The organism is Phocaeicola sp. RTP21198st1_B8_RTP21198_201120 (genome assembly GCF_040929485.1).
Taxonomy (GTDB): Bacteria; Bacteroidota; Bacteroidia; order Bacteroidales; family Bacteroidaceae; genus Phocaeicola; species Phocaeicola dorei.
The window spans coordinates 12737-37940 of record NZ_JBCOCI010000048.1; the positions used below are offsets into that span (position 1 = coordinate 12737).

At 40.2% G+C, this 25204-nt stretch carries 12 protein-coding genes; all 12 read left to right on the top strand.

Annotated elements, in window-relative coordinates:
• Window positions 1–5: 5 nt before the first annotated feature.
• Window positions 6–2429, top strand: a complete 2424-nt coding sequence (locus tag AB5935_RS15790) for a glycoside hydrolase family 127 protein (protein ID WP_038611911.1) — start codon at window positions 6–8, stop codon at window positions 2427–2429.
• A 4-nt stretch (window positions 2430–2433) separates the two neighbouring features.
• Window positions 2434–3432, top strand: a complete 999-nt coding sequence (locus AB5935_RS15795; protein ID WP_007841253.1) for a family 43 glycosylhydrolase — start codon at window positions 2434–2436, stop codon at window positions 3430–3432.
• Window positions 3433–3434: 2 nt separating this feature from the next.
• Window positions 3435–5861, top strand: coding sequence for a glycoside hydrolase family 127 protein (locus AB5935_RS15800; protein ID WP_038611909.1), 2427 nt, complete (start codon window positions 3435–3437; stop codon window positions 5859–5861).
• A gap of 80 nt (window positions 5862–5941) precedes the next feature.
• Complete coding sequence (locus AB5935_RS15805; RefSeq protein WP_007841252.1) at window positions 5942–6181, top strand: hypothetical protein; 240 nt, start codon at window positions 5942–5944, stop codon at window positions 6179–6181.
• Window positions 6182–6481: 300 nt separating this feature from the next.
• The gene (locus AB5935_RS15810) at window positions 6482–9361 is read left to right on the top strand and encodes a two-component regulator propeller domain-containing protein (RefSeq protein ID WP_038611906.1); all 2880 of its coding nucleotides are present in this window, start codon (window positions 6482–6484) and stop codon (window positions 9359–9361) included.
• Window positions 9362–9513: 152 nt separating this feature from the next.
• Window positions 9514–12840 carry a SusC/RagA family TonB-linked outer membrane protein gene (locus AB5935_RS15815; protein ID WP_038611903.1) on the top strand — a complete coding sequence of 1109 codons (3327 nt, stop codon included), beginning with the start codon at window positions 9514–9516 and terminating at the stop codon, window positions 12838–12840.
• A gap of 22 nt (window positions 12841–12862) precedes the next feature.
• A complete protein-coding gene (locus AB5935_RS15820; RefSeq protein ID WP_007841246.1) occupies window positions 12863–14560 on the top strand; it encodes a RagB/SusD family nutrient uptake outer membrane protein in 1698 nt (565 codons plus the stop codon).
• Between the two features lie 97 nt (window positions 14561–14657).
• On the top strand, window positions 14658–17240 hold the full coding sequence (locus tag AB5935_RS15825; RefSeq protein WP_007841244.1) for a glycosyl hydrolase 115 family protein: 2583 nt from the start codon (window positions 14658–14660) through the stop codon (window positions 17238–17240).
• 15 nt (window positions 17241–17255) lie between these two features.
• Window positions 17256–20096 carry a glycoside hydrolase family 2 TIM barrel-domain containing protein gene (locus tag AB5935_RS15830; protein ID WP_007848267.1) on the top strand — a complete coding sequence of 947 codons (2841 nt, stop codon included), beginning with the start codon at window positions 17256–17258 and terminating at the stop codon, window positions 20094–20096.
• A gap of 253 nt (window positions 20097–20349) precedes the next feature.
• Window positions 20350–22650, top strand: coding sequence for a TonB-dependent receptor domain-containing protein (locus AB5935_RS15835; protein ID WP_410523898.1), 2301 nt, complete (start codon window positions 20350–20352; stop codon window positions 22648–22650).
• A gap of 54 nt (window positions 22651–22704) precedes the next feature.
• Window positions 22705–24105, top strand: a complete 1401-nt coding sequence (locus tag AB5935_RS15840) for a DUF4374 domain-containing protein (RefSeq protein ID WP_038611900.1) — start codon at window positions 22705–22707, stop codon at window positions 24103–24105.
• Window positions 24106–24184: 79 nt separating this feature from the next.
• Window positions 24185–25174 carry a PepSY-associated TM helix domain-containing protein gene (locus AB5935_RS15845; protein WP_410523897.1) on the top strand — a complete coding sequence of 330 codons (990 nt, stop codon included), beginning with the start codon at window positions 24185–24187 and terminating at the stop codon, window positions 25172–25174.
• Window positions 25175–25204: the final 30 nt, after the last annotated feature.

Consider the following 25204-nt stretch of genomic DNA (forward strand, 5'->3'; position numbering starts at 1 on the left):
TTACCATGAAAAAAACGTTGGTTATATTATTCGTCGCCGGGGTTCTTGCCGCGTGTAAGTCGACGGATAGCAATAAATCTGATTATCAATACAAGGATGTACCTTTTACCAATGTACACTTTTCTGATGATTTCTGGGCACCTCGTATTGAAACCATTCGTAGTGTTACCGTGCCTTTTGCTTTTCATAAATGTGAGGAAACTCATCGTATAGATAATTTTGCAGTAGCGGGGAAACTGATGGAAGGAAAATTCAATTCCCCTTATCCGTTTGATGATTCGGATGTGTATAAGATAATGGAAGGAGCTGCTTACTTGTTGGCGGTGAAGGAGGATAAAGCGCTGGATATGTATATGGACAGTCTGATTCATCTGATAGGAGCTGCGCAGGAACCGGATGGTTATCTTTATACTACCCGTACTATTGGCGGGGATTCGCAACATCCGTGGGCTGGCAGTAAAAGATGGGAAAATGAACGTGACAACAGCCATGAATTGTATAATGTAGGACACATGTATGAGGCGGCTGTAGCTCATTATCTAGCTACCGGAAAACGTTCATTTCTTGATATAGCCATTAAGAGTGCGGATTTGTTGTGTAATACCTTTGGTCCTGAAGAAGAAAAGATTACTGTAGCGCCAGGGCATCAGGAAGTGGAGATTGGGCTGGTAAAACTTTATAGGGTGATAGGAGATAAACGTTATTTGGATTTGTCACAATTCTTTTTGGAGGCTCGTGGAAAGTATGACAAATATGATCGGAATAGTGAGGATCAGTTCCGTAACGGATCTTATTGGCAGGATCATAAGCCAGTCATTGCTCAGGATGAGGCTGTAGGCCATGCAGTGCGGGCTACCTACATGTATGCTGCTATGACAGATATAGCCGCTTTGAAAAACGAGCGGCATTTTGAAAATGCTGTGGGTAAATTATGGGACAATGTAGTAGGGAAGAAGATGTATATTACCGGAGCTATTGGTTCAACTCGTCATGGAGAAGCGTTTGGTAAAAACTATGAGTTGCCTAATAGTACAGCTTATTGTGAAACATGTGCTTCTGTTGCCAATTGCATGTGGAATTTACGCATGTTCATGTTGCATGGTGATGCCAAATACATTGATGTGCTGGAACGTTCTTTGTATAACGGGGTGTTGAGTGGCATCAGTCTGGATGGAAAGAAGTTTTTTTATCCAAATGTCCTCTCTTGCGATGAAAATGGCTCAGAGCGTAGCGAATGGTTTGATTGTTCTTGCTGCCCTTCTAATCTAGCTCGTTTTATTCCTTCGGTGCCAGGGTATGTGTATGCCACTTCTTCCAAAGGATTTTATGTGAATCTGTATGGTGCCAACCATGCTGATGTAGTTCTAAAGAATGGAAAGCATGTACAGGTGGAACAACAGACGGATTATCCGTGGAATGGAAAGATAAAGTTGATATTGACTCCGGAAACCCCGGAAGATTTTGCTGTTATGTTGCGTATTCCGGGATGGGTAAATAGTCAGCCTGTACCTTCCGATCTTTATACTTATACCAGGCATGATAAAGGAGCCGTAAAAATTACAATCAATGGAAAACCCCAGGATTTTGTAATGGAGAAAGGATATGCCGTTTTATCCGGTAGTTGGAAACAGGGGGATACAATTGAACTAAGTCTTCCGATGGATGTCCACAAGGTTTCAGCAAATGATAAGGTTGCTGCGGATGTGAATCATCTTGCCGTAGAGCGTGGCCCGATAGTTTATTGTGCAGAGTTTGCTGACAATGGAGGGACTGTATTGAATTATGTGCTGAAACCGGAAACGGCTTTTGAGGCTGCTCCTGCTTCTATGTTGGGAGGTGTGGAGATATTGAAAGGAACCACAGAACGCATTATTGCCGAGAATGATTTTAAGGAAATAAAGTCTGTGACAGATTCTATCCTGCTTATTCCTTATTATGCACGGTCTCATAGAGGAAATGGTGAAATGGCTGTGTGGCTTCCTTCCGATGAGAATATATTGAAAGATCAGCTAAAAGAACGTGCCCGTATTACGGATAAAGTTTTTATCGGTAAAGAAAGTTCGGAAACTGCGCATCAGTTGAAAGGTGAGAATACTCATACGGGAGGACCAAATACATGGCGTGATGCCTCGGATGGTGGATGGTTTTCGTATACCCTGAGAGTAGATCCGGTTCAACCGATGGAATTGGTTTTGACTTATAGCAGTACAGATGGAGGAAATCGTGAATTCGAGATATTTGCCGAACATGAAAAGATAGGAGAGCAAAAATTACGGGTGGAAACTTTTAGTGCATGGATTGATAAAGTGTATCCTATTCCTGTTGATTTAACTCGGGGGAAAAGTCATGTAACTGTTAAGATACAGGCTTTGCCCGGTATGATTGCTGGAGGTGTGTTTGGTTGCAGAATGCAGAAGCAAAAAAAATAGGCTTATGAAACGCTATATTATGACCACCGGATTGATGTGTATATGCGTGTTTTGTTCTTTAGCCCAAAAACAAATGATGTATGGAGATACAAGCCGTATTGGAATACCTTTTTCTAAAGATCCTCATGTAGTGGAGTTCCAAGGTAAATATCTGATGTATTATTCTATTCCTCCAAAGCAGAATGGAAACGCGGAAGCGCAAGGTTGGGGAATAGGCATTGCCGGGAGCAAGAATCTGAAAGATTGGCATCGTATTGGAGAAATCATACCTCAAACAGCTTATGAGTCTAAAGGGTTATGTGCTCCGGGTGCTTTGGTAAGAAATGATACGGTTCATCTATTCTATCAGACGTATGGTAATGGTGCTAAAGATGCTATTTGTCATGCATGGTCTGAAGATGGGATCCATTTTGTACGTAATGCTACAAATCCTATTTTTTCTCCGGAAGGGGAGTGGAACTGCGGGCGTGCCATCGATGCGGAGGTCGTTTTTTTAAAGGATCGGTATTATTTATATTATGCAACTCGTACTCCTGATTATTCTACCCAAATTATAGGAGTTGCAATGGCACCTGCACATACGGATTTTTCGAAACAGGCATGGAAGAGTCCGGTGAATCATCCGGTGCTTGTTCCCGAATATCCTTGGGAAGAGAAGTGTGTCGAAGGAGCATCTGTTGTGCAGATGGGAGATGAGATGTTTATGTTTTATGCCGGGGCCTATAATAATCGTCCTCAGCAGATTGGAGTTGCTAAAAGTAGTGATGGTATTCATTGGACAAAACTTTCTAATAAACCCTTTCTGATGAATGGTGATCCTGGAACATGGAATTGCTGTGAGTCCGGACATCCTCATCTCTTTAAAACAAGGAAAGGAAAAACATATTTATTTTATCAAGGGAATGATGACTTTGGTAAAACTTGGTTTCTTTCGAATATGGAGGTCAAATGGAAGAATAGACATCCTTTTATCGCTCATTATATAAATCAAAAAGCACATTAAATATGAAGAAAATATTTCTTTTTCTATATACCTTATTGGTCTTTTCCGGTGTATACGCACAAGAAAACAAGGTAAAGGTGGAGCCGGTGAATGGAGATAAAATTTCTTTGTTCTCTTTAAAAGAAGTCCGTTTACTGGATAGTGATTTTAAACATATCATGGACCTGAACCACGCCTATATGCTTTCTTTGGAACCTGACCGTTTGCTGTCTTGGTTTCGGAGAGAAGCAGGTTTGACACCTAAGGCACAACCCTATCCTTTTTGGGAATCTGAGTATATGAACGGGCATGGACCTTTACCGGGACATATTATGGGGTTTTATCTGTCTGGAATTTCTATGATGTATGATTCTACGGGAGATACTGCAATTCTAAGTAGATTAAGCTATATCTTGGAGGAGTTATCTCTTTGCCAGCAAGCTGGAGGTGATGGATATTTGTTACCTACTATTTGCGGTAGAGCTATTTTCGAGAATGTGCTGGATGGAAATTTCAAGACTTCTAATCCTTTTATTGAGACTCCTTATGACAAATGCTGGGAACCTGTGTATGTCATGAACAAGATCATGTTGGGGCTTTATCAGGTTTATATGCGATGTGATTTATTACAGGCAAAAGAAATATTGGTAAAGATGGCAGACTGGTTCGGCTATTCAGTTATTGACAAGTTATCACATGATGACCTTCAAAAATTGTTGGTGTGCGAGCATGGCTCTATCAATGAGTCTTTTATAGATGTTTATCAGATAACGGGTGAGGAGAAGTATCTTAAGTGGGCACAAAGACTCAACGATGAGGATATGTGGGTTCCCATGTCTGAAGGAAAGGATATATTGGAGGGTTGGCATGCTAATACCCAGATTCCTAAATTTACAGGTTTCGAATCTGTTTATCGTTATGATAGTAATGAACGTTTTACCACAGCTGCCCGTTTCTTTTGGGATACAGTAGTGAGAAAACATACTTGGGTGATGGGAGGTAACAGTACAGGAGAACATTTCTTTGCTCCTGAGGAATTCGAGCATCGAATAGAATTGAACGGGGGACCTGAATCTTGTAATTCGGTTAATATGCTTCGTCTGACAGAGAGTTTATATTGTGATTATGCCGAGGTGGAGAAAGTGGATTATTATGAGAAAGTCTTATTTAATCATATTTTGGCCAACTATGATCCTGATCAGGGTATGTGTGTGTATTATACTTCCATGAAACCGGGACACTATAAAATTTATGGAACTAAATATGATTCTTTTTGGTGTTGTACCGGGACGGGGTTTGAGCAAACAGCAAAGTTTGGGCAAATGATTTATGCTCATACAGATGATGCCTTGTATGTAAATATGTTTATACCATCGGTAGTTACATGGGATAAAGGAATCAGTATTCATCAGGAAACTGCTTTTCCTGATGAAGGTGTTACTAGTCTTACTGTTTCCGGAGAGGCTGTTTTTAATTTAAAGATACGTTGTCCTTATTGGGTGGGAAGTTCGTCACTCAATGTAATTGTAAATGGTAAGAGAGAGAAAATAAAGGCTGGTGTGGATGGATATGTTTCAATAAACAGGCAGTGGAAAGATGGAGATAAAGTACGGATAGAGCTACCTATGAAATTGGAAATAGTGCCTTTGAATGAGGCGACTCATTATCTTGCTTTGAAATATGGGCCTATTGTTTTGGCAGCTAGAATTAGTGACGAGCATTTATCGAAAGATGATTTCAGATCTGCACGTTCTACTGTTGCTATGAAAGATTATCCAGTGATAGATGTGCCGGCTTTTATAGGGGATATCCGGAAAATACCGGCTGCTGTTATCCGGAAAAAAGGAGAGAAGCTGGCTTTTTTGTGTAGTAAGGATAATGTAGTATCCAAGCCTGTAGAGCTGGTTCCTTTTAATACTATTCACTGGAGCCGCTATGCCGTATATTTTCGGCATTATGATAAGAAAGAGAACTATTTGGCCGAGCTGAAGAAATCGGAGCAATTTAAGCAAGAAGAGGATAACTTGAATAAAAGAACTGTAGACAGGGTCATTATTGCAGATGCTGAATCTGAGAAAATGCATAAAATGGAGGCAGTAAATTCTACAGCTGGTGAGAATTGGCGGGATGCTTCTAAAGGTGGATATTTTATGTATGAAATGAAAGTTCGGAAAGAGATGGAACAGTCTGTTTGCTTACAGCTTTTGAGAAGTGATTCGGGTAATCGTATTTTTGATGTTTTGATTGATGGTAAATGGATAGATACTATTGATTTGTCTAAACCTTGTAAAGAAGGAAAAGGACTGTATAGATGTTATATTCATATTCCTGCTGAATATATAAAAGCAAGAAAAAATGTAACAGTGAAATTTCAGGCAAAGAATGGTTGTATAGCTGGGGGGATTTTTGATGTAAGGATTGTGTCTGCCATTTCGGTTCAAGACATGTAAATAAGAGCAGCTTTCGTTTTTAAAACATTCTCCATAGTTCGACTGTTCTAATGATAGTACAAACAGAAAAAATAATGATTATGGAAAAATATTTTATTCATAGCAATGAACTGCATTTGATTGATGTGGATAAAATTCATCAGGCAGTGGAAAGGATCGTGGACTCATTGGATATGGCTGCCGGATCAACTTGTCATTTTGATCTTTATAAAGTGGTGGAAACCTATTTTAAAGATTTGGATAAAAGAAGGGAAATAAACTGCTTATTGGGTATTGTGGATACGGAGGAGGAATTGGAGGAAAAGATGGAAGGCTTTTGAAATCTATTTTTTAATTTGTTTTGTTTTCTATTCTTTATCTATTTTTACTGGGTGAAGATAAGTCTTCCTTTTTCATACTATTTCTGTTTATAAGACAGAGATGGTTTTAAAGTTTGTAAAGGCAGTTGGTTCATACTGAACCGACTGCCTTTTTATCTGAGTTCTATTGGTGGTTCTTGGGAAATTATATATTAGGAGTAATCTCATAGTATAGGGTTATACATGATTCTTTATTCTGAAAACTTTATTTAATTCTTAGGTTTTTGTAAGTTTGCTAAATGAAATCTAATAGAAAATAGAATGAAAACATTTAGACTAGTATTCATGATTCTGATAATGAGTGGATTAATATTTCAGGGGAGAGCTCATGTCTGTTGGGACGATCTAGAGTTCAAACAGTTTTCCACTCCTGAAGGATTACCGAATAGCATGGTTCACCAAGTGTATCAGGACCGTGACGGATATATTTGGATTCCTACTTTCTATGGATTGTTTCGTTATGATGGTTACGAGGTACGTACCTATAAATCAAATCTTTATACCCCTGGTCTTCTGGTTAATAATAATGTGCTTTGTGTGGAAGAAGATTATTCTCACCGGCTTTGGATTGGGACTCACGAGGGACTCTGTATGCTTGATAAACGGACAGGGAAGATGAAAAAATTGCAACTGGATGGAGTCAGCAAACAACGGCTGAATGAAATTCATGTAACAAAAGAGAACCGGGTTTATCTGGGGTACATCCGTGGAATGGCTTATTATGATGAAATGCAGGATACATTGGCTTTGATGACTCGGAAGAATTGTAGAGGGGACGTACCCGAATCTGTGAATATTCAAACTTTGTTTGAGGATGTAAATGGTGATTTGTTGATAGGTACCTGGAAGGATGGGCTTTATCGTTATTGCATAAAGGAAAATACATTTTTGCACTATCCGCCTTTAGATGAAGAGAACTCTGTTTTGGCTTTGTTTCAGGACTCTAGAGGGGTGATGTGGATAGGAACTAGTGGGTCCGGGCTGTATAAGGCCCATTTTTCATCCGATAGGAAAACGGTTTCTTTTGAAGGTTATAGACATGATGCCCGAAATGTTTCTTCTTTGCCGTCTGATTATATTTATTCGATTCATGAAGATTTACAGACACGTTCGTTATGGTTGGGTACTAGAGAGGGTGTTAGTGTGATGGAACTGGCTGATGAGGGAAAGTTTATCAATTATCAAGAATCTGGCTCTACACATTATCTTCCTGTCCGCGAGGTGAACACAGTCTTTAGGGATCGAAGCGGATTAATGTGGATCGGTACTAAAGGGGCTGGTGTCTTTCATGTCGATACTAGGAAACGTTCCTTTAATGTAATTTATCCTCGTGGCAACGATAAATCTTTTACAGATTTGATTTCTACATTGTATGTGGAAGAAAATGGAGCTCTTTGGATAGGTATGGGCTATGGATTGGATTATCAGCATGGAGATAAAAAAGTGACATTGTTTCCTTCGAAACGTCCTTATCATATTTCTTATAGCCCGTTAATCCGTGAGGTGTTGCTTGCTGTGCATGACGAGGGGATGATAGTTTGTCGTGACGGACAAATAATACATCAGTATAAGACCTCGAATTGCAGTTTTGTTCCTCATGATTTAGTGTATTTAGTTCACGAGGACCGTAAGGGAAACCGCTGGTTGTGTACCTATAAAGGACTTGGAGTGCGTTACCGGGACGGGCGTGAGTATTGTTTCAATCGTTTGTCCAGAGCAGACGAATTGCTTGGCCGGGAGATGACCACGATGGTTGAGGATAATGACGGCTCATTATGGTTGGCAACCAACAATAATGGTATTGTTCATGTTACAGGGGATATGGAACGTCCGGAATCGTTGCAGTGTAAGAACTATTGTATGGAGAATGGTTTGCTGTCGGTTAATACTCCTCTTTGTTTTTTGTTGGATAGAAGCGGACGGATTTGGGTCGGGACAGAGGGCAGCGGACTTTGTTTATATGATGTGCAAAATGATTGTTTCAAGTCTGTTCATAAGGAGTTTAATTTGCCCGGAGATATGGTTGGCAGTATGCAGGAAGATAATAGTGGTAATCTGTGGTTGGGCACCAATCAAGGGCTGGCAAAGCTAACCATATCCGGAAAGGAAAAGGGCAGGGTACGTATCTTTACAGTTGCCGATGGGTTGGCGGATAATTTCTTTAATCAAAATGCTTCTTTCTATCGTGATGGTACCTTCTATTTTGGATGCAGCAGGGGAATTGTGACTTTCAACTCGGAAGTGGTGGAAGAGAAACATGCTGATATTTCTTTATGCATAACTGATATCTTGGTGGATGGAAGACCATTGGAACAGATGTCGGATAAGAAAAGAAAGGAGATAACTCCTTTTACTTCCGATTTTACAGACAGATTAGTTATTCCTGCCTCATATTCCCATTTTACCATTTGTTTTGCATCGCTGACTTATAATCGTCCCCAGCAAAATAAATATGCGTACAGGTTGCAAGGCTTTGATGCTGATTGGCATTATGTGGACGCTTCCAGCCGGACTGCCTATTATTCCAAATTGCCTGCAGGGGAGTACGTGTTTCAGCTACGGGCAACGAATGAGAATGGTGATTGGGGTGACGTGAGAGAAATGGAAATTATTATTGAACCACCTTTCTGGGCTACTTGGTGGGCTTATTTTATTTATGTATTATTGGCTATACTGTTTATGGTATTGATATGGTGGGAGATTCGTCGGAGGCTGTTATTGCGTAATCGTAGGTTTTTGCAGGAAGGTGAGACGGACAAGGTGCATCATCTAAAATTGCAGTTCTTTACGAACATACCTTCGGATGAAGAAAAGTTTTTGCAGGATGCTGTCGCCTGTGTGAACCGTCATTTGGATGATCCCGATTTTGATGTTCCGCAGTTTGTAGATGAGATGGCAACCAGTCGTACAACGTTGCATAAGAAATTGAAATCTTTGACGGGATTGAATACAACTGGCTTTGTACGTAGTATCCGTCTGAAGGCGGCTTGCAGGATGATGGATGAAAATTCGAATTTCCGCATTTCCGAACTGGCTTATAAGGTCGGGTTTAATGATCCCAAGTATTTTTCTATCTGTTTTAAGAAGGAATTTGGTATGCAGCCTACAGAATATTCGATGAAATCGGGCAAAAACGCTTGAACATGCCAAGGTGGACAAGGTTGAAATATGTTCCTAAAAGGTGGAGAAAACATGCTTCAACCTTATCGGGAGATGCTTCATCTCTGTAAAATGAATAGCTGATTACTTTTGTGGCATTAAAACTTTAATGTCTAATTTAAAAAGGTTGGCTAATGAAATCTAATTTTTATGGAAACAGAAAATCGCTTCTTGCGGTTTTTATTTGTGCAGCTTTTCTTTCAGGAAGTCATGTTGCTTATGCGGTAAATGAATCGTTACTGGTTTCTGCGTACCAGCAGCCTAGTAAGATTAAAGGAACCGTAATAGATGCAAATGGTGAGGTTGTTATTGGTGCCAGTGTGGTGGTGAAAGGAACCGCTAATGGGACTATAACAGATATTGATGGGAACTTTATTCTTTCTGATGTCCCTACCAATGGGACGATTCAGGTAAGTTTTGTTGGATACAAGACTTTGGAAATCCCAGTTAAAGGGCAGACTTCTTTCAGTCTGACTTTAATGGATGATACCGAAGTATTGGATGAAGTAGTGGTGGTAGGTTATGGTACCATGAAGAAATCAGATTTGACAGGTTCTGTAGGTTCTATATCTTCTGAAAAACTCGCTGCTAGAGGTACTACCCGTTTGGAAGATGCATTACAAGGTGCGGTTCCGGGAGTAAATATCACTCAATCCAATAGCCGTGCGGGTGGCGGATTTAATATTCAGATACGTGGACAGGCATCTATAAATAAACAGGCTGCTCCTCTTTATGTAATTGATGGTATTGTGTGCTCGTCTATGGATTTTTTGAATCCCGAGGATATTGAGCGGGTAGACGTCTTGAAAGATGCCTCGTCTACTGCTATCTATGGCTCACGTGCTTCTGCTGGTGTGATTATGATTACAACCAAAGGTGCGAAGGGGGCAGGAAAACCTCAACATGTTTCTATTTCGTATGATGGATATTATGGGATACGTAAGGTTGCCCGTATGCCTGATTTTATGAATGCTCAAGAATTTATAGATTATCGTTTTGCACGTCATACTCTTTTAACATCAGATGTCTTTGATGGTTCTAGTCGTAAAGGAGTAGATGCGAACGGTATTCCTCATTATGAAATTAAACAATCTGATTTGGAAACTACGTTTCTGAAACGTGATGGTGGTACAAACTATCGTGATTCCCAAATTTATGAGATGATGATGTCGGGAACAGATGGTTATGACTGGACAGACCTCGTAACTCGGACAGGTAATCAGCAGAATCATTATATCAGTGCCAACGGAGCCACAGAAAAAATTAATTATCGGTTAGGAGTTGGTTATCAAGGGGAAGAAAATGTGTTCAAACATAATGATTATTCCCGTTTCAATATCAAAGGTGCTTTTGATGGAAAAATTTCCAAAGTATTTGAAGCTGGATTATCTGTGAATATGGCTTATACGGTGCAAGATGATTTTAGTACCGATGGAACTTATTGTCCGTATGAAAACGCTTTTTATTTCAATCCTTTTGTTGCACCTTATGATGAAAATGGTAACATTATCAATAATCCAGGGTCAAAGGATGCTTTTGGGTCTACCGGACAATTCACTTCTACTGTTAGCCCACTGAATGATTTAGAGGATGAAAACTATACTAATCAAACTCGCAAATTTCATGTCTTTGGCAATGTATATTTGCGTACTAATATAATGGATGGATTAAAATTTGCGACTACTTTTTCACCTAACTTTTATCATGGGCGTCAAGGAAAGTTTAATGCTACTGGAGTGAATGACCGTAATCCGCTAGGTTCCAATTATTATCAGGTGAACGGAACGAACTCTGCAGAGGTTGAGACGACAGACCGTATGGACTGGACTTGGGATAATCAGCTTGATTTTAATAAAACAATAGGTGATCATACGTTTGGCGCGATGGGTTTATTCTCCATATATCGTTCTGATAAAGAAATTTATAGATTGAAAGGCTTTGGTATTTCGGATGATATGCTTTCTTTTCATGCCTTGGATAAGGCTTCCGGTGATAAGGAGATAGCTTCTTCCTATACAGCATCTACTTTGGTCTCAGGAGCTCTTCGTTTGAATTATTCATATAAAGGTAAGTATATGGCGACAGCTACAGCACGTGCTGATGGTTCTTCACGCTTTGCAGAAGGTAACCGTTGGGGATGGTTTCCTTCCGTTGCTTTGGCATGGCGTATGTCAGAAGAAAGCTTTTTAAAAGGTACTCATTGGTTGGATAATTTGAAATTGCGTTTGTCTTATGGAGTTACCGGTAACAACAATGTGGATGATTATGTGACAATAGCTACAGCTTCAGGACCTAGTTATGTGGTATTGGGAGGATCGGAAATACAAGGATATTACCCTAATGGGCTTGTTAATACGGGACTCATTTGGGAAAAGGTAAAAGAGTTTGATTTAGGATTGGATTTTAGTGTATTGAGTAATCGTATTAATCTGACAGCCGATTTTTATCATCGTTTGTCTGATGGGCAGATTATGGATAGGATTGTTCCTGTTGAAACAGGTGAAACAAAAGCTACTTTTAATGTCGGTTCAGTTCGTAATACCGGAATTGAATTAGGAATGCAGTTTGGCATTATTCGGAGTAAAGATTTTATATGGGATTTAAGTGTGAATTATTCTCGTAACTGGAATAAAATATTGGAACTTAGTAATGGGAAAGTGGATGAAATTGCATCCAATCGCTTTATTGGTGAGCCGTTAAATGTATTGCGTGACTATATTCATACTGATGTGATAACTGATAAAGGGGTAACGATGCACACTAAAGATGGGGATATTCATTATACTTTGCAAGAATTGTATGCAAAGTATGGTTCGAAATATAAGTGGTATGAAGGTCAGATAGCTGTGAATGATTGGAATAATGATGGCAAGATTACGGATGAAGATAAGCGAATATATGGTTGTACAGATCCTAAATGGGTGGGAAGTTTAAGTTCAAATATGTATTATAAAGGTTTCGATTTCTCAGTAATGATTTATACTAAACAAGGACAATGGGCTCGTAGTTATTTCCATGATAAATATATGAAATGGTCTGATCGTGGTAACCAACATATGGCAATGGATTTTTATATTCCTAAAGGGGCGCCTGTTATTGACCATACTACCGGTGATATTGTATATGCCACTGAAACTCATTACGGTGAATATCCTTATCCGAATAATTCCGATACTTCGGCAGGTGGATATTTTTCTGATAAAGGTAGCGCGAAGGGAGAAGGCTTTCAGTATCAGAAGACTTCTTTTGTAAAGGTAAAAAATATCTGTTTGGGATATACTTTCCCTAAGAAGTGGATTACTAAAGCAGGATTACAGCATTTGCGTCTTTATATCAATGTGCTTAATCCATTTTGTTTTACGGATTATGATGGATTTGATCCTGAATGGGCAAATGCTAAATTAACTGATGGTGGTCCTGCATCGGTAACTTATCAGATAGGTGCGAATATTAAGTTTTAATTTCAAAGGAAAGGTAAATGGTATGAAAAAATATATATATACGGCAGTCATATTGGTTGGCTTTGTTTTGACTACAAGTTGTGAAGATTTTCTGACTACAGATAATAAGTCAAATGTAACGGACAAAGAATATTTCTCGACTAAGACAGGTTTTGAATCTTTGGTATCAAATGCTTATAGTACTTTACGAGATGTTTATGCAGTATCCAGTTATACTACTTATTTTAATGCAGGTACGGATATGTATGCTGATGGGCGTAATTATATCAATGATGAGTTGCATGAATATGAAACTTTAAATCCTGAAAACAGTGTGATGAAAGAGCTTTATACGGCATGTTATAAAGGTATCCGTGCGGCTTATGCTATAAAACATTATGCGGCGGATGCAGTTATTGATGAGAATTTGCGTAGCAGGCGTGTGGATGAGGCACGAGTATTGGCGGCGAATTATTACTATATATTGGTAAATACTTTCGGGGGGGTACCTTTGATGAAAGATTATGTGGCTGATGTTCAAACCGGATATCCTAAATCTTCGGTGGTTGATGTTTACACTTATATTATTGAGGAATTGGAGAATGTAATAGCTGCCGGAGCTATGGAAAAGTCTACCGCTTTGGATGGTGGTGGTCGTATAAGTATTGAATCGGCTCGTGCGTTATTAGCTAAAACTTATTTAGCAGCAGCTTGGGATTTAGATAAAAAAGATTACTTTGCCAAAGCAGCCCAAGTAGCAGATGACGTGATAGCTAATCGTGCTTTGGTTACTCCTTTCGAGGATCTTTGGAGAGCGGATTGTAGTGGAGATGATAACGAAGAATTTATTTGGGATGTGGAATATGACTATGCTACGGCTGCTAATACAGTCAGTGGTGGGCATCCGTGGAGTTCCTTTTATTGTAATCATATGGGGGGGCAAGAAGATCATGGAAAGGGGAGTACTTCTGCTTTTATTGCGACTTTACATGCTTTGCAGTGTTTTGAAAAAGGCGATATACGCTATGGGGTAACGTTTATGAAGGAGTTACCTGATATTGTTACTGCATCCGCTTATTGGTATTGGGATTGGTATAAGAATGGTGGAACTTTTATAGGAATTCCTTTGAAACGTTACTATCCGGCATGGTATGAAACAGAAGAAGATATCGATGCATGGAAAGCTCTTGATCCTGAAAATCGTAAAAATACATGGATACTACCGATGTCTGATCATACACGGGATCCTCAAGAATATATGCCTGGAGAAATTGATTATGAGGAATTCGTAACCTATTCTTATGGGGGCGCTCCTTGTCGTAAATTTGATGATTCTAATACTGCTAGTTATTCTAATAAAACAGATTATCGTGATGTACATATTATTACGCTTCCTGAGATTTATTTGGTAGCAGCAGAGGCTTATTTAAAAGCTGGTGATAAGGGAAATGCTTTGCTTCGTTTGAATGAAGTGCGCCGACGTGCACGGCTTGATGCGGTAACTGAAATAAATGTGGATGTTATTTTAAAAGAACGTGCTTGTGAGTTATTTGGACAGGGATCTCGATGGATTGATTTAAGACGTACACAGAAATTGGTGGAGTATAATGATTTATATAATCCTCAGATAAAAGGGCGGGCCGCACAAATGATTGGAAAGAAATTACTTCGTCCTATTCCTCAGGCGGCGATTGATGCGAATGAGTTGATGAGTGCTGAAGATCAGAATCCAGGGTATTAGTAAGGTGATTAGATAGTATTGAGATGTGTTTAGGACGGGGATGTTATGATATATGGCATCCTCGTTATTAAAAAAATCAATTAAAGTAGAATAACTGATGAATGTGAAATTAAAAAGGGAAAGTCGATTATTGATTATGGCTATAACCAGTGTAGCTTTGTTTGTGCATATTGTAGTGATTTGTGCAGCTAGTACAAGAGAGGTTGTTGCCAATAAAGAATTTGTTTGGTATAATGGTAAACGTCCTATTACTTATTCCTTGCCTGGATCTGTTTCTCCAGTAGTGACGGTAGCACTGGATATGTTTAAGGGTGACATGCAACAGGTGACGGGGGTATTACCTCAAAAAACTCTTTTCGGAACGGCGGTTATTAATATTATTCAGTTGGATAAAAACAAGTCTATCCTAAGAGATCTCCGTAAAGACGGAATCCCGGTGGATAGTATTGTTGCCAGAAAAGACGCTTTTTTTATAAAGATAAGAGAAAATCAGTTGTTGGTTGTAGGAAGTGACGGTCGGGGAACTGCTTACGGCATACTTGAACTTTCCCGCTTGGCAGGAGTGTCTCCATGGGTATGGTGGGGAGATGTGACACCAATGAGAAAAGAGCGATTGACCCTTCCGGCTGATTATTCTACTTTTCAGAGTCCATCGGTAGAGTATCGTGGAATCTTTTTAAATGATGAAGACTGGAGCTTGCAGCCTTGGAGCTGGAAAAACTTTGAACCGTCTGATATAAAAGGACGTATTGGTGCACGTACTTATAAAGAAATCTTCAAATTGCTGATGCGCCTTCGTGCCAATGCTATTTGGCCGGGAATGCATGGAATTACGACTCCGTTCTACTTTGTGCCGGGAGCTAAAGAAGCAGCTGACAGTTGCGGCATTCTCATCGGTACTTCGCATTGCGAGCCAATGATGCGCAATAATGTAGGTGAATGGAAAGTCAATGAACGGGGTGACTATAATTACATAACAAACCGTGAAGGGGTACAATCCTATTGGATAGAACGGCTGAAAGAGGCTGGACCTTATGAAAATTTCTACACCATGGGTATGCGAGGTATTCACGACAGTGGAATGGAAGGGGTCAAGACCCTTCAGGAAAAGACCGATGCACTGCAACAGGTTATTGACGACCAGCGCAAGTTATTATCGAAGTATGTAGATAAAGATGTGGAGAAAATTCCCCAGGCTTTTGTCCCCTATAAAGAAGTGCTTCAAATAATGGAGAATGGCTTGCAACTGCCGGAAGACATCACTTTGATATGGTGTGATGACAACTATGGCTATATGACCCGTTTAAGTGACAAGGAACAGCAAAAGCGTAACGGAGGTGCCGGAGTGTATTATCATCTCAGTTATTGGGGGCGTCCGCATGACTATATGTGGTTATGCACTACCCAGCCGGGATTGATTTATAGTGAAATGAAACAGGCATACGATTGCAATGCCCGCCGTTTGTGGGTGGTTAATGTGCACGATTTGAAACCCGCGGCATACGATTTGGAACTCTTTCTGGATATGGCATGGAATATCAATTCCGTATCTCCATCTACTCTTGTGGAGCATCAGAAGAGCTGGCTTTGCCGCGAATTTGGCAAAGAAGCAGGAGAAAAATTATTGCCTGCCATGTTAGAGTTTTATCGCCTGTGCGGCATCCGTAAACCGGAATTTATGGGTTGGAACCAAGTGGAGCTGGACAAGAAAAAATATACCAAAGGCTGGTCTCCGGTTAAAAATACGGACTTTAGCTTAACCGAATTCGGCGGCGAACTGGATCGTTATCTGGAATCCTATGAAGCCATTAAAGAGATTTTATCGGAAGTGGAACCAATGATTCCTCAGGAACGCAAAGATGCTTTCTTTGCCCAAATTAAGTATCCTGTATTTGGCGCTGCTGCCATGAGCACAAAGATGCTGGAGGCACAAAGAGCACGTTGCATCTCTCCGGGAAGCTGCGACACGACTTTATGGACCCGCGAAAGTCAATTAATGGCTGCCTGTGCCAAAAGCATTAAAGCTTACCAGGAAATCCGCGATTTGACAGATTACTATAACAATGAACTGGCAGATGGCAAATGGAAATACTCCATGTGCCATAATCCGCGGGATTTATATGTGTTCTATCCGCCTGAAATTCCCATATGGCTGACAGATAAGGAAATAGAGAAATATGCTTCTTTTAGAAGACCAAAATCGTTACCTTTGGAGGAAGTGGCTAAGGATCATTGTATTGTTTCTAATGCTTGCGATTATACAAGCGCATCCAAAGGGGTCGTGACGATTCAATCATTGGGACATAGTATGAATGCTGTTTCCGTACCAAAGGGAAAGTCAATTACTTTTGAGTTTGATTGTTTATGGGATGGAGAGGCGATACTGCGCACTGCCGTAATCCCGACACAACCTAATGATAAAGGAGATATTCGTTTCAGTGTTAGTATAGATGGTGAAAAGCCTCGGATATGTTCTATTAAAGAGCCGTTTCGTTCGGAAGGATGGAAACAGAATGTACTCCGTGGACAGGCTGTTCGTGAAACTGGTCATCAATTGACGAAAGGAAAGCATACTTTATCCATCACTGCTTTGGATGATCATGTCCTGATAGATCAATGGATGATTGATTTCAAACCAGACAGAATGTTCTATGTATTTCCAGTTCAACCAACCTATTAATGTAGCATGAATTGTATGAAGAAAATTATTGGACTGTTCATTATTTTATTATGCTTTTGCACGACAAAAGCTCAACAGACAGAAGTGAGGTATCTTTCCGGTACAGGACCGGATCATACTGTGAAGTGGAATTTCTGGTGCTCTTCAGGTATGAACTCTCAAAAGTGGAGCAAGATAGATGTTCCGTCTTGCTGGGAACAGCAAGGTTTTGGAGGCTATACCTACGGGCGCTATTATATTTATAAGGAACACGAGAAAGAAAAGCAATATGATGCCTACAGGGAACATGATTTTTGCGATGAATACGGCATCTATCGTCATTGTTTTGATGTTCCGGACACTTGGAAAGGCAAACAGATAAGTATTGTATTTGAAGGTGTTATGACTGATGCTGAAGTGAAAATCAACGATGTCATCGCTGGCCCTGTTCATCAGGGATCATTCTATCGTTTCTCTTATGATATCACGGACAGACTGAAATTCGGGAAAACGAATTTGATGGAAGTGACGGTGAAGAAGCAGTCGGCTGATAAATCAGTTAATGCAGCGGAGCGCCGGGCTGACTGGTGGCTTTTCGGAGGTATCTATCGTCCTGTATATCTGACGGCAAAGCCTCGCACGCAAATAGAACATATAGCGGTGGATGCCCGTGCTGACGGTACGTTGCACACAGATGTATATTTGAAAAATATTTCCAAAGGACAACAATTGGAACTGTCGCTCATTTCCTGTGATTCACAGCTTCCTATAGGGCGGCAGGTATGCGGGCTTTCGACGGAAGAGAAACAGATACTTACCACACATTGGAACAATATCAGGACATGGGATCCTGAACATCCCAACCTTTACCGGCTCACGATGCGTCTTCTTTCCACAACAGGAGATGTTGTGCACGAGATTACGGAGCGCATAGGATTCCGTACCATTGAATTCCGTCCTGAAGATGGCGTATATCTGAACGGTACTCGTCTTTTAGTGAAGGGGATTAACCGTCATTGCTTTGATCCGGAAACAGGTAGGACAATCAGCCGGGAACTCAGTCTGAAGGATGCTTTGCTCATTAAGCAGATGAATATGAATGCCGTGCGTTCACATTATCCACCAGATACTCATTTTTTAGAGGCGTGTGATTCCATAGGTCTTCTTTATCTCAATGAATTATGTGGTTGGCAGAATAGCTATAGCACTGAAATAGCAGAAAAGTTACTGCCTGAGATGATATTTCGTGATGTGAATCACCCGTGTATCTTTGTTTGGGCAAATGGTAACGAAGGAGGATGGAATACTGCTGTTGACAATCGTTTTGCCGACTATGATCCGCAGAAACGTCACGTCATTCATCCGTGGGCGGATTTCAATGGCTTGGATACACGTCATTACCCTAATGGTACGGATAACATGTATCGGTTGGAACGCGGGCATAAGGTTTTTATGATGACGGAGTTCCTGCATGGCCTCTATGACCGTGGACAGGGTGCAGGCCTCAAAGGACTATGGTCAAAGTTTAAGGCAAATCCACTTTTTGCCGGTGGCTTCCTTTGGGCATATGTGGATGAAGCTGTCCGCCGTACAGATACCGGACAAATGGACACTTACGGTCCTAATGCTCCCGATGGTATTGTGGGGGCAAATCGCGAAAAAGAAGGCAGTTTTTATACTGTTCGGGAGGTATGGTCACCCATTCAAATACATCCATTAAAAATAACTTCTTCTTTCAAAGGAGATTTTTATGTAACTAACGATTACTTATTCAGCAACTTAAGCGAATGCCGGATGAAGTGGAAGGTAATGCGTTTACCTATTCCACAGGTGTCCGACAGCCCCATCTGCTTAGCGGAGGGCGGCGTACTGTTACCTGCGATTCAGCCTGGCGAGAAGGGGATAGCCCACTTTGATTTGCCTGAGAAATTCTTCAATGGAGACATCTTGGAATTGGAAGCCTACAATGTAGCGGGAGATATGATATGTAATTGGACGTTTCCTATCAAGAATAACCGTAAGTACTTTATAGAATACAGGTATTTACAACCGACAACAACTGCTACTGCCAGATATCAGACAGACGACAATAGTGTTACACTGATAGCGAATGGAGTTACAGCAACATTCAACAAAGCGAATGGTAATTTGGTAGAAGTGAAGAACGGTAGCAAGATCATACCATTGTCTGATGGTCCTCTCCCGGTCGGGATGAAGATGCTTTTCTGTTCTGCTAACCTAAAGATGCAAGGTGATACTGCCATTTATACCGTAAAATATAAAGGTGCGGCCGACTCCATTGTCTGGAGAATGGCACCTGACGGATTGCTTGGAATGGATGCATTAGTGCTGAATTACAGAGCAAAGAACAAGTTTGACGGTGTATACTTTGACCGTCCGGTTCTTAATTTCGGTTTTTCATTCTCTTTTCCTGAAAAGAACATCAGTGGGATGCGTTGGTTAGGCAAAGGTCCTTACCGGGTATGGAAGAACCGTATCGAAGGAACGAATTATGGTATTTGGCAGAAGGACTACAACAATACGGTGACGGGAGAATATTATCATCAGCTTATTTATCCGGAATTCAAAGGGTATCATGCAGATCTCTATTGGGCAACACTCCAATCAAAGACAACACCGATGACAGTTTATTCGGAAACTGACGGTATTTTCTTTCGCGTCTTCACTCCGGAGGAGCAGCGTGACCGTGAAAGCCGTGGAATATCAGTAAAGGAATATCCTGCTGGAGACCTTTCGTTCTTATTTGAAATTCCGGCTGTCAACTCTCAGGGGACAGGAGGAGAGGCTTCTTATATTAAAATTAATAAAGGGGATGATGGCTTTAGAATGAAGCTATGGTTTGATTTCCGGAACTAGACCCGATAGCGTGTTTATTGCATAAATACCTATAAAGAGCTATTGCGTAGTATATATATTCTGTAAAATGGGGGAAAAGATTACCGATATCAGGTGATTGTTTCCCCCTTTCTTTTTATAGAACTTTGCATTCCCAAAAATTAAGAATTTAGAATTATAGGCATTCATGGTAAGAAGACAGTTACAAAGGATTAGTTTAGGATCCCTTTTTTTAATAATCGGAGCGATATCTATCTTTGCACAACCTAAGATAATGGTATCCGGTAAAGTGATATCCAAAGAAAAACAGGAAGTCGTAGATTTTGCGACCGTATATTTGAAGGGTACAACTTATGGCTGTACAACGAATGAAGAAGGTATTTATCATCTTCATGCACCGGCAGGGAAATATACACTGGTTGTTTCGGCTATAGGATATGAGACTATAGAAAAGCCCATAACTTTAGTTCATGGAGAAAGGATTAAGATGAATGTAATGATTGCCCCGTCAGTGACAGAATTGGATGAAGTTGTAGTGGTATCTAACGGGGTTTCCCGTGTGAAACGTTCCGCATTCAATGCGATAGCTGTAGATACAAAAGAGTTCCAGAATTCTACCAAAAATCTGAGTGATGCTTTGGCTAAAGCTCCGGGAATGGAACTCCGTGAGTCAGGTGGGGTAGGTTCGGATATGCAATTGATGTTGGATGGTTTCAGTGGCAAACATGTGAAGATATTTATTGACGGTGTACCTCAGGAGGGAGTAGGGAGTTCTTTTGGCTTAAATAATATTCCTGTGAATTTTGCAGATAGGATTGAAGTGTATAAAGGGGTGGTTCCTGTAGGATTTGGCACGGATGCTATAGGTGGTGTTATCAATATTGTAACCAATAAGAAGAGACGTAATTGGTTTTTGGATGGCTCCTATTCATACGGGTCGTTCAATACGCATAAATCGTATGTGAATTTCGGACAAACTTTCAAAAATGGCTTTACTTATGAAATAAATGCTTTCCAAAACTATTCGGATAATGATTATCATGTGGATGCACCGGTAGAGGACTTTGAAACCGGAAGAATTGATAAAGATAAAAGGGTACGTGTCAAGCGCTTTAATGATACCTATCATAATGAGGCGGTTATAGGTAAGATTGGCATTGTGGATAAGAAATGGGCAGACAGATTGATGTTGGGCTTTACTTATTCACATATGTATAAGGAGATACAGACCGGAGTACGTCAGGAAATAGTTTATGGGGAAAAACATCGTAAAGGACATTCGTTGATGCCGTCATTGGAGTATAATAAGCGTGACTTATTAATCAAAGGTCTGAATGTGGCATTGACTGCCAATTATAATAAAAATGCAACGGCAAATATAGATACAGCTTCATATAAGTACAATTGGTTGGGTGATAGGAAATTAATGAACTCACCCGGTGAACAATCCAATCAATATTCACGGGCGGATAATAACAATTGGAATGGAACATTAACTGTTAATTACCGTCTGGCGAAAATACACATGCTGACCTTTAATCATGTGTTGAATACTTTTCGCCGTTCTAATACTTCTTTATTGGCTAAGGTGGAATCGGAGGATGCCATCGCTAAAGAAACCCATAAGAATATCTCCGGATTATCCTATCGGTTGATGCCGTCTGATAATTGGAACCTCTCAGTGTTTGGAAAATATTATAGTTTGTATGTAGCAGGTCCTATGGCTACGACTACGAATCAGGATGATTATGTCCGTACTACCCGAAACATGAATTCCATAGGGTATGGAGCTGCGGGAACTTATTTCATTCTATCCGGTTTGCAGGCAAAATTGTCATACGAAAAAGCATATCGTCTGCCTACTATTGAAGAAATGTTTGGAGATGAGGATTTGGAAATGGGAGATATCAGTATAAAACCTGAGAGTAGTGATAATTTGAATTTTAATTTGAGCTATAACAGAACATTTGGCAGGCATTCTGTATATATGGAAGGTGGAGTGATTTATCGGAATACGAAAGATTATATTCAGCGTAATATTGCGGATTTGAGTGGTGGTAAATATGCTGCGAAATATATTAATTACGGTAAAGTATTGACGAAAGGATATACTGTTTCTGCTCGTTACGGTTTTGGCAATTGGGTGAGTATAGGAGGTAATTTTACTAAAATGGATGTACGCGACAATATGAAAACATCTATTTCCAGCAGTGCGGAAAATTTGGCTTATAAAGAACGGATGCCGAACCTGCCTTATATGTTTGCTGATTCGGATGTTACTTTTTATTGGCGGGATTTAGGAAGGAAAGGCAATATGTTGACAGTGTCTTATGATAATCAATATCTGCATAGCTTTACTTATTATTCTTCCCGAATAGGCTCAAATAAGGGGGACTATGTGGTACCTGATCAATTCTCACACAATATATCCCTTTCTTATAGTTTGCAAAAAGGACGATATAACGTATCATTGGAATGTCGTAACTTCACAGATGAGAAGTTATATGATAATTTTAGTCTTCAGAAGGCCGGTCGGGCTTTTTATGGTAAACTGCGTGTTTGTTTCGGTAATTAAAGAATTGGAAAAAGTTTATAATTAATTGGATTTTAAATTAAATAGAAGAATAAAATGAAGAAAGTTTTCTTTTTGAATGGATTTGTTGCTATTGCCATAGTAGGAATGGTGTTGAGTGCATGTACGGATAATGAGCCGGATTACGGTTCGGGTACCGAGGCTAAAGGTGAGTATGTTATTGCATCTTCGGTCACAGCGTCTGGAAATACAACGAATGTACTGCTTACTTCTGAAACGTTGGATAAAGGCACTGTTTCTACAGTGAATAATGGTCTTGTGAATGATGGCGCAACTCAATGGGTGTTTTACAAGAATCAATATCTTTATGCACTGACTTATAATCAAGGGAATGCAGGTACGACCCGTTCTTATATCATGGATTCAAATAATGAAGTAAAGGCTTGTTCGGGGGAGTTTGCCATAAAGAGATTTACTACTTACGGTATTTATGATAAATATATCATGACCTCGTCTACCGGTGACGGACCCACTGCGTATGCTGATGAGAATGGATATTTACCAAAAATGTTTTTGCTTTCTTATTTGGATGTATCTGCTGAAACATTTACAACGAATGATACTCAAAATAAGGCTTATATGTCCGAGAACTTCTTGGGAAATGGAGAATATGTAACATTGGCCGGCATATTGGAACAAAATAATAAGCTGTATAGCGCTGCTATTCCAATGGGGTTAAGTCAATATGGATCGGCCACTGACGGGGGAAAATGGATACTTCCTGGCAATGATGATTTGGTAAAGACAGAAGACGGTGGTTCCAACAGCAGCAGTTATAAAAAAGGCGAATTGCAATGGACGCAATATCCCAACAAATGCTGGGTCGCTATTTTTGATAATGAAACGCTGACTACTAAAAAGATTATTGAGACTGATAAAATCAGCTATGCTTGTGGGCGAATGAAGTCTCAATATTACCAAACTATTTGGGCGGCAGATAATGGTGATATTTATGTATTTTCTCCTAGTTATGCCAAAACAATGGCTGATAAACGGCAACAGACTACCTTGGATGCTGGAGTCGTACGTATAAAGGCTGGAACAGAAGAGTTTGATCCTGATTATTATTATAGTATCGAAGCGCAGACCGGAGGTAAATCTTTCATTCGTTGTTGGCATATTACGGGAGATTATTTCTTGTTGTTGATGTATGATCGTCCCTTGACTGAAACTGGTTTCACAGCTAATCAGTTAGCGATATATAAAGGAGAAACCGGAAAACTTACTTATGTAACCGGCTTGCCTTCTGCCGATTTGATCTCTGGCTTTGGTAATACTCCGTATGTGGAGAATGGATATGCCTATATGGCTGTAACTACAACAGAAGGATATCCGTCTATTTATAAAATAGATCTGGTTGGTGCGGTAGCGACAAAGGGTGTTTCTATAGAAGCGACACAAATCAGTGGCGTCGGTAAACTGCAACCTCAGAACTGAGTATTGTAATAATATAGTGGGAGTCTGCGGGCAGTATGTGCTTATGCAGACTCTTTTTATGAATTGTATTGAAGATTTTATGAAGAAAATATTTCGCCAAATACATCTTTGGCTTTCTGTTCCTTTCGGGTTAATCATTACCTTGATTTGCTTCTCGGGAGCTATGCTGGTTTTTGAAAATGAAGTGATGGAACTGGCTAGGCATGAACTCTATTATGTAAAAAAGGTAGAGACAGTTCCACTTCCTGTTGATCGATTATTAGAAGAGGTAGAACTCACGTTACCCGACAGTGTGTTTGTGATAGGAATCAGTGTTTTTTCTGACCCGGAACGCGCTTGGCAGGTGAATCTGTCCAAGCCTCGTCGTGCTTCTATGTATGTGGATCAATATACTGGTGAGATTAAAGGTAAATATGAACGTCCTGCATTTTTTGTGACTATGTTCAGGCTGCATCGCTGGCTGTTGGACAGTATGAAAGCGGATGGCGGAGTCTTTTGGGGAAAAATGATTGTAGGTGTCAGCACCCTGTTGTTTGTCGTGGTTTTGATATCGGGTATCGTTATCTGGTGGCCTCGTACACGAAAAGCCTTGAAAAATAGTTTAAGAATATCTGTCGGCAGGGGCTTTAGAAGATTTTGGTATGACCTGCATGTTGCAGGTGGAATGTATGCGCTGTTTTTTTTATTGGCTATGGCCCTTACCGGGTTAACATGGTCTTTTGGATGGTATCGGACAGGTTTCTATAAAGTGTTTGGCGTGGAAGTACAACAGGGAGGTACACATAGTGGGGTGACTCTGCGTGGTGGTAGAGGTAGTGATCAACCTGGAAAGAATGTTTCTCATTCTTCGTCCTATGTTTGTTGGCAACAAGTTTATGAACAATTAGCCCTAAATAATCCCGGTTACAAACAGATAACCTTATCAGATGGGGTAGCAAATGTTTCTTTCAATACCTTTGGTAATCAACGTGCTTCCGACCGTTATAAATTCAATCCTCATAGTGGTGAGATTGATGAGGTAGTTTTGGCTCACCCGATAAATCAGGGGGAAAATTCTTTAATTCTATAGAAAATTTGCACCTTTGTACCATGAACAATC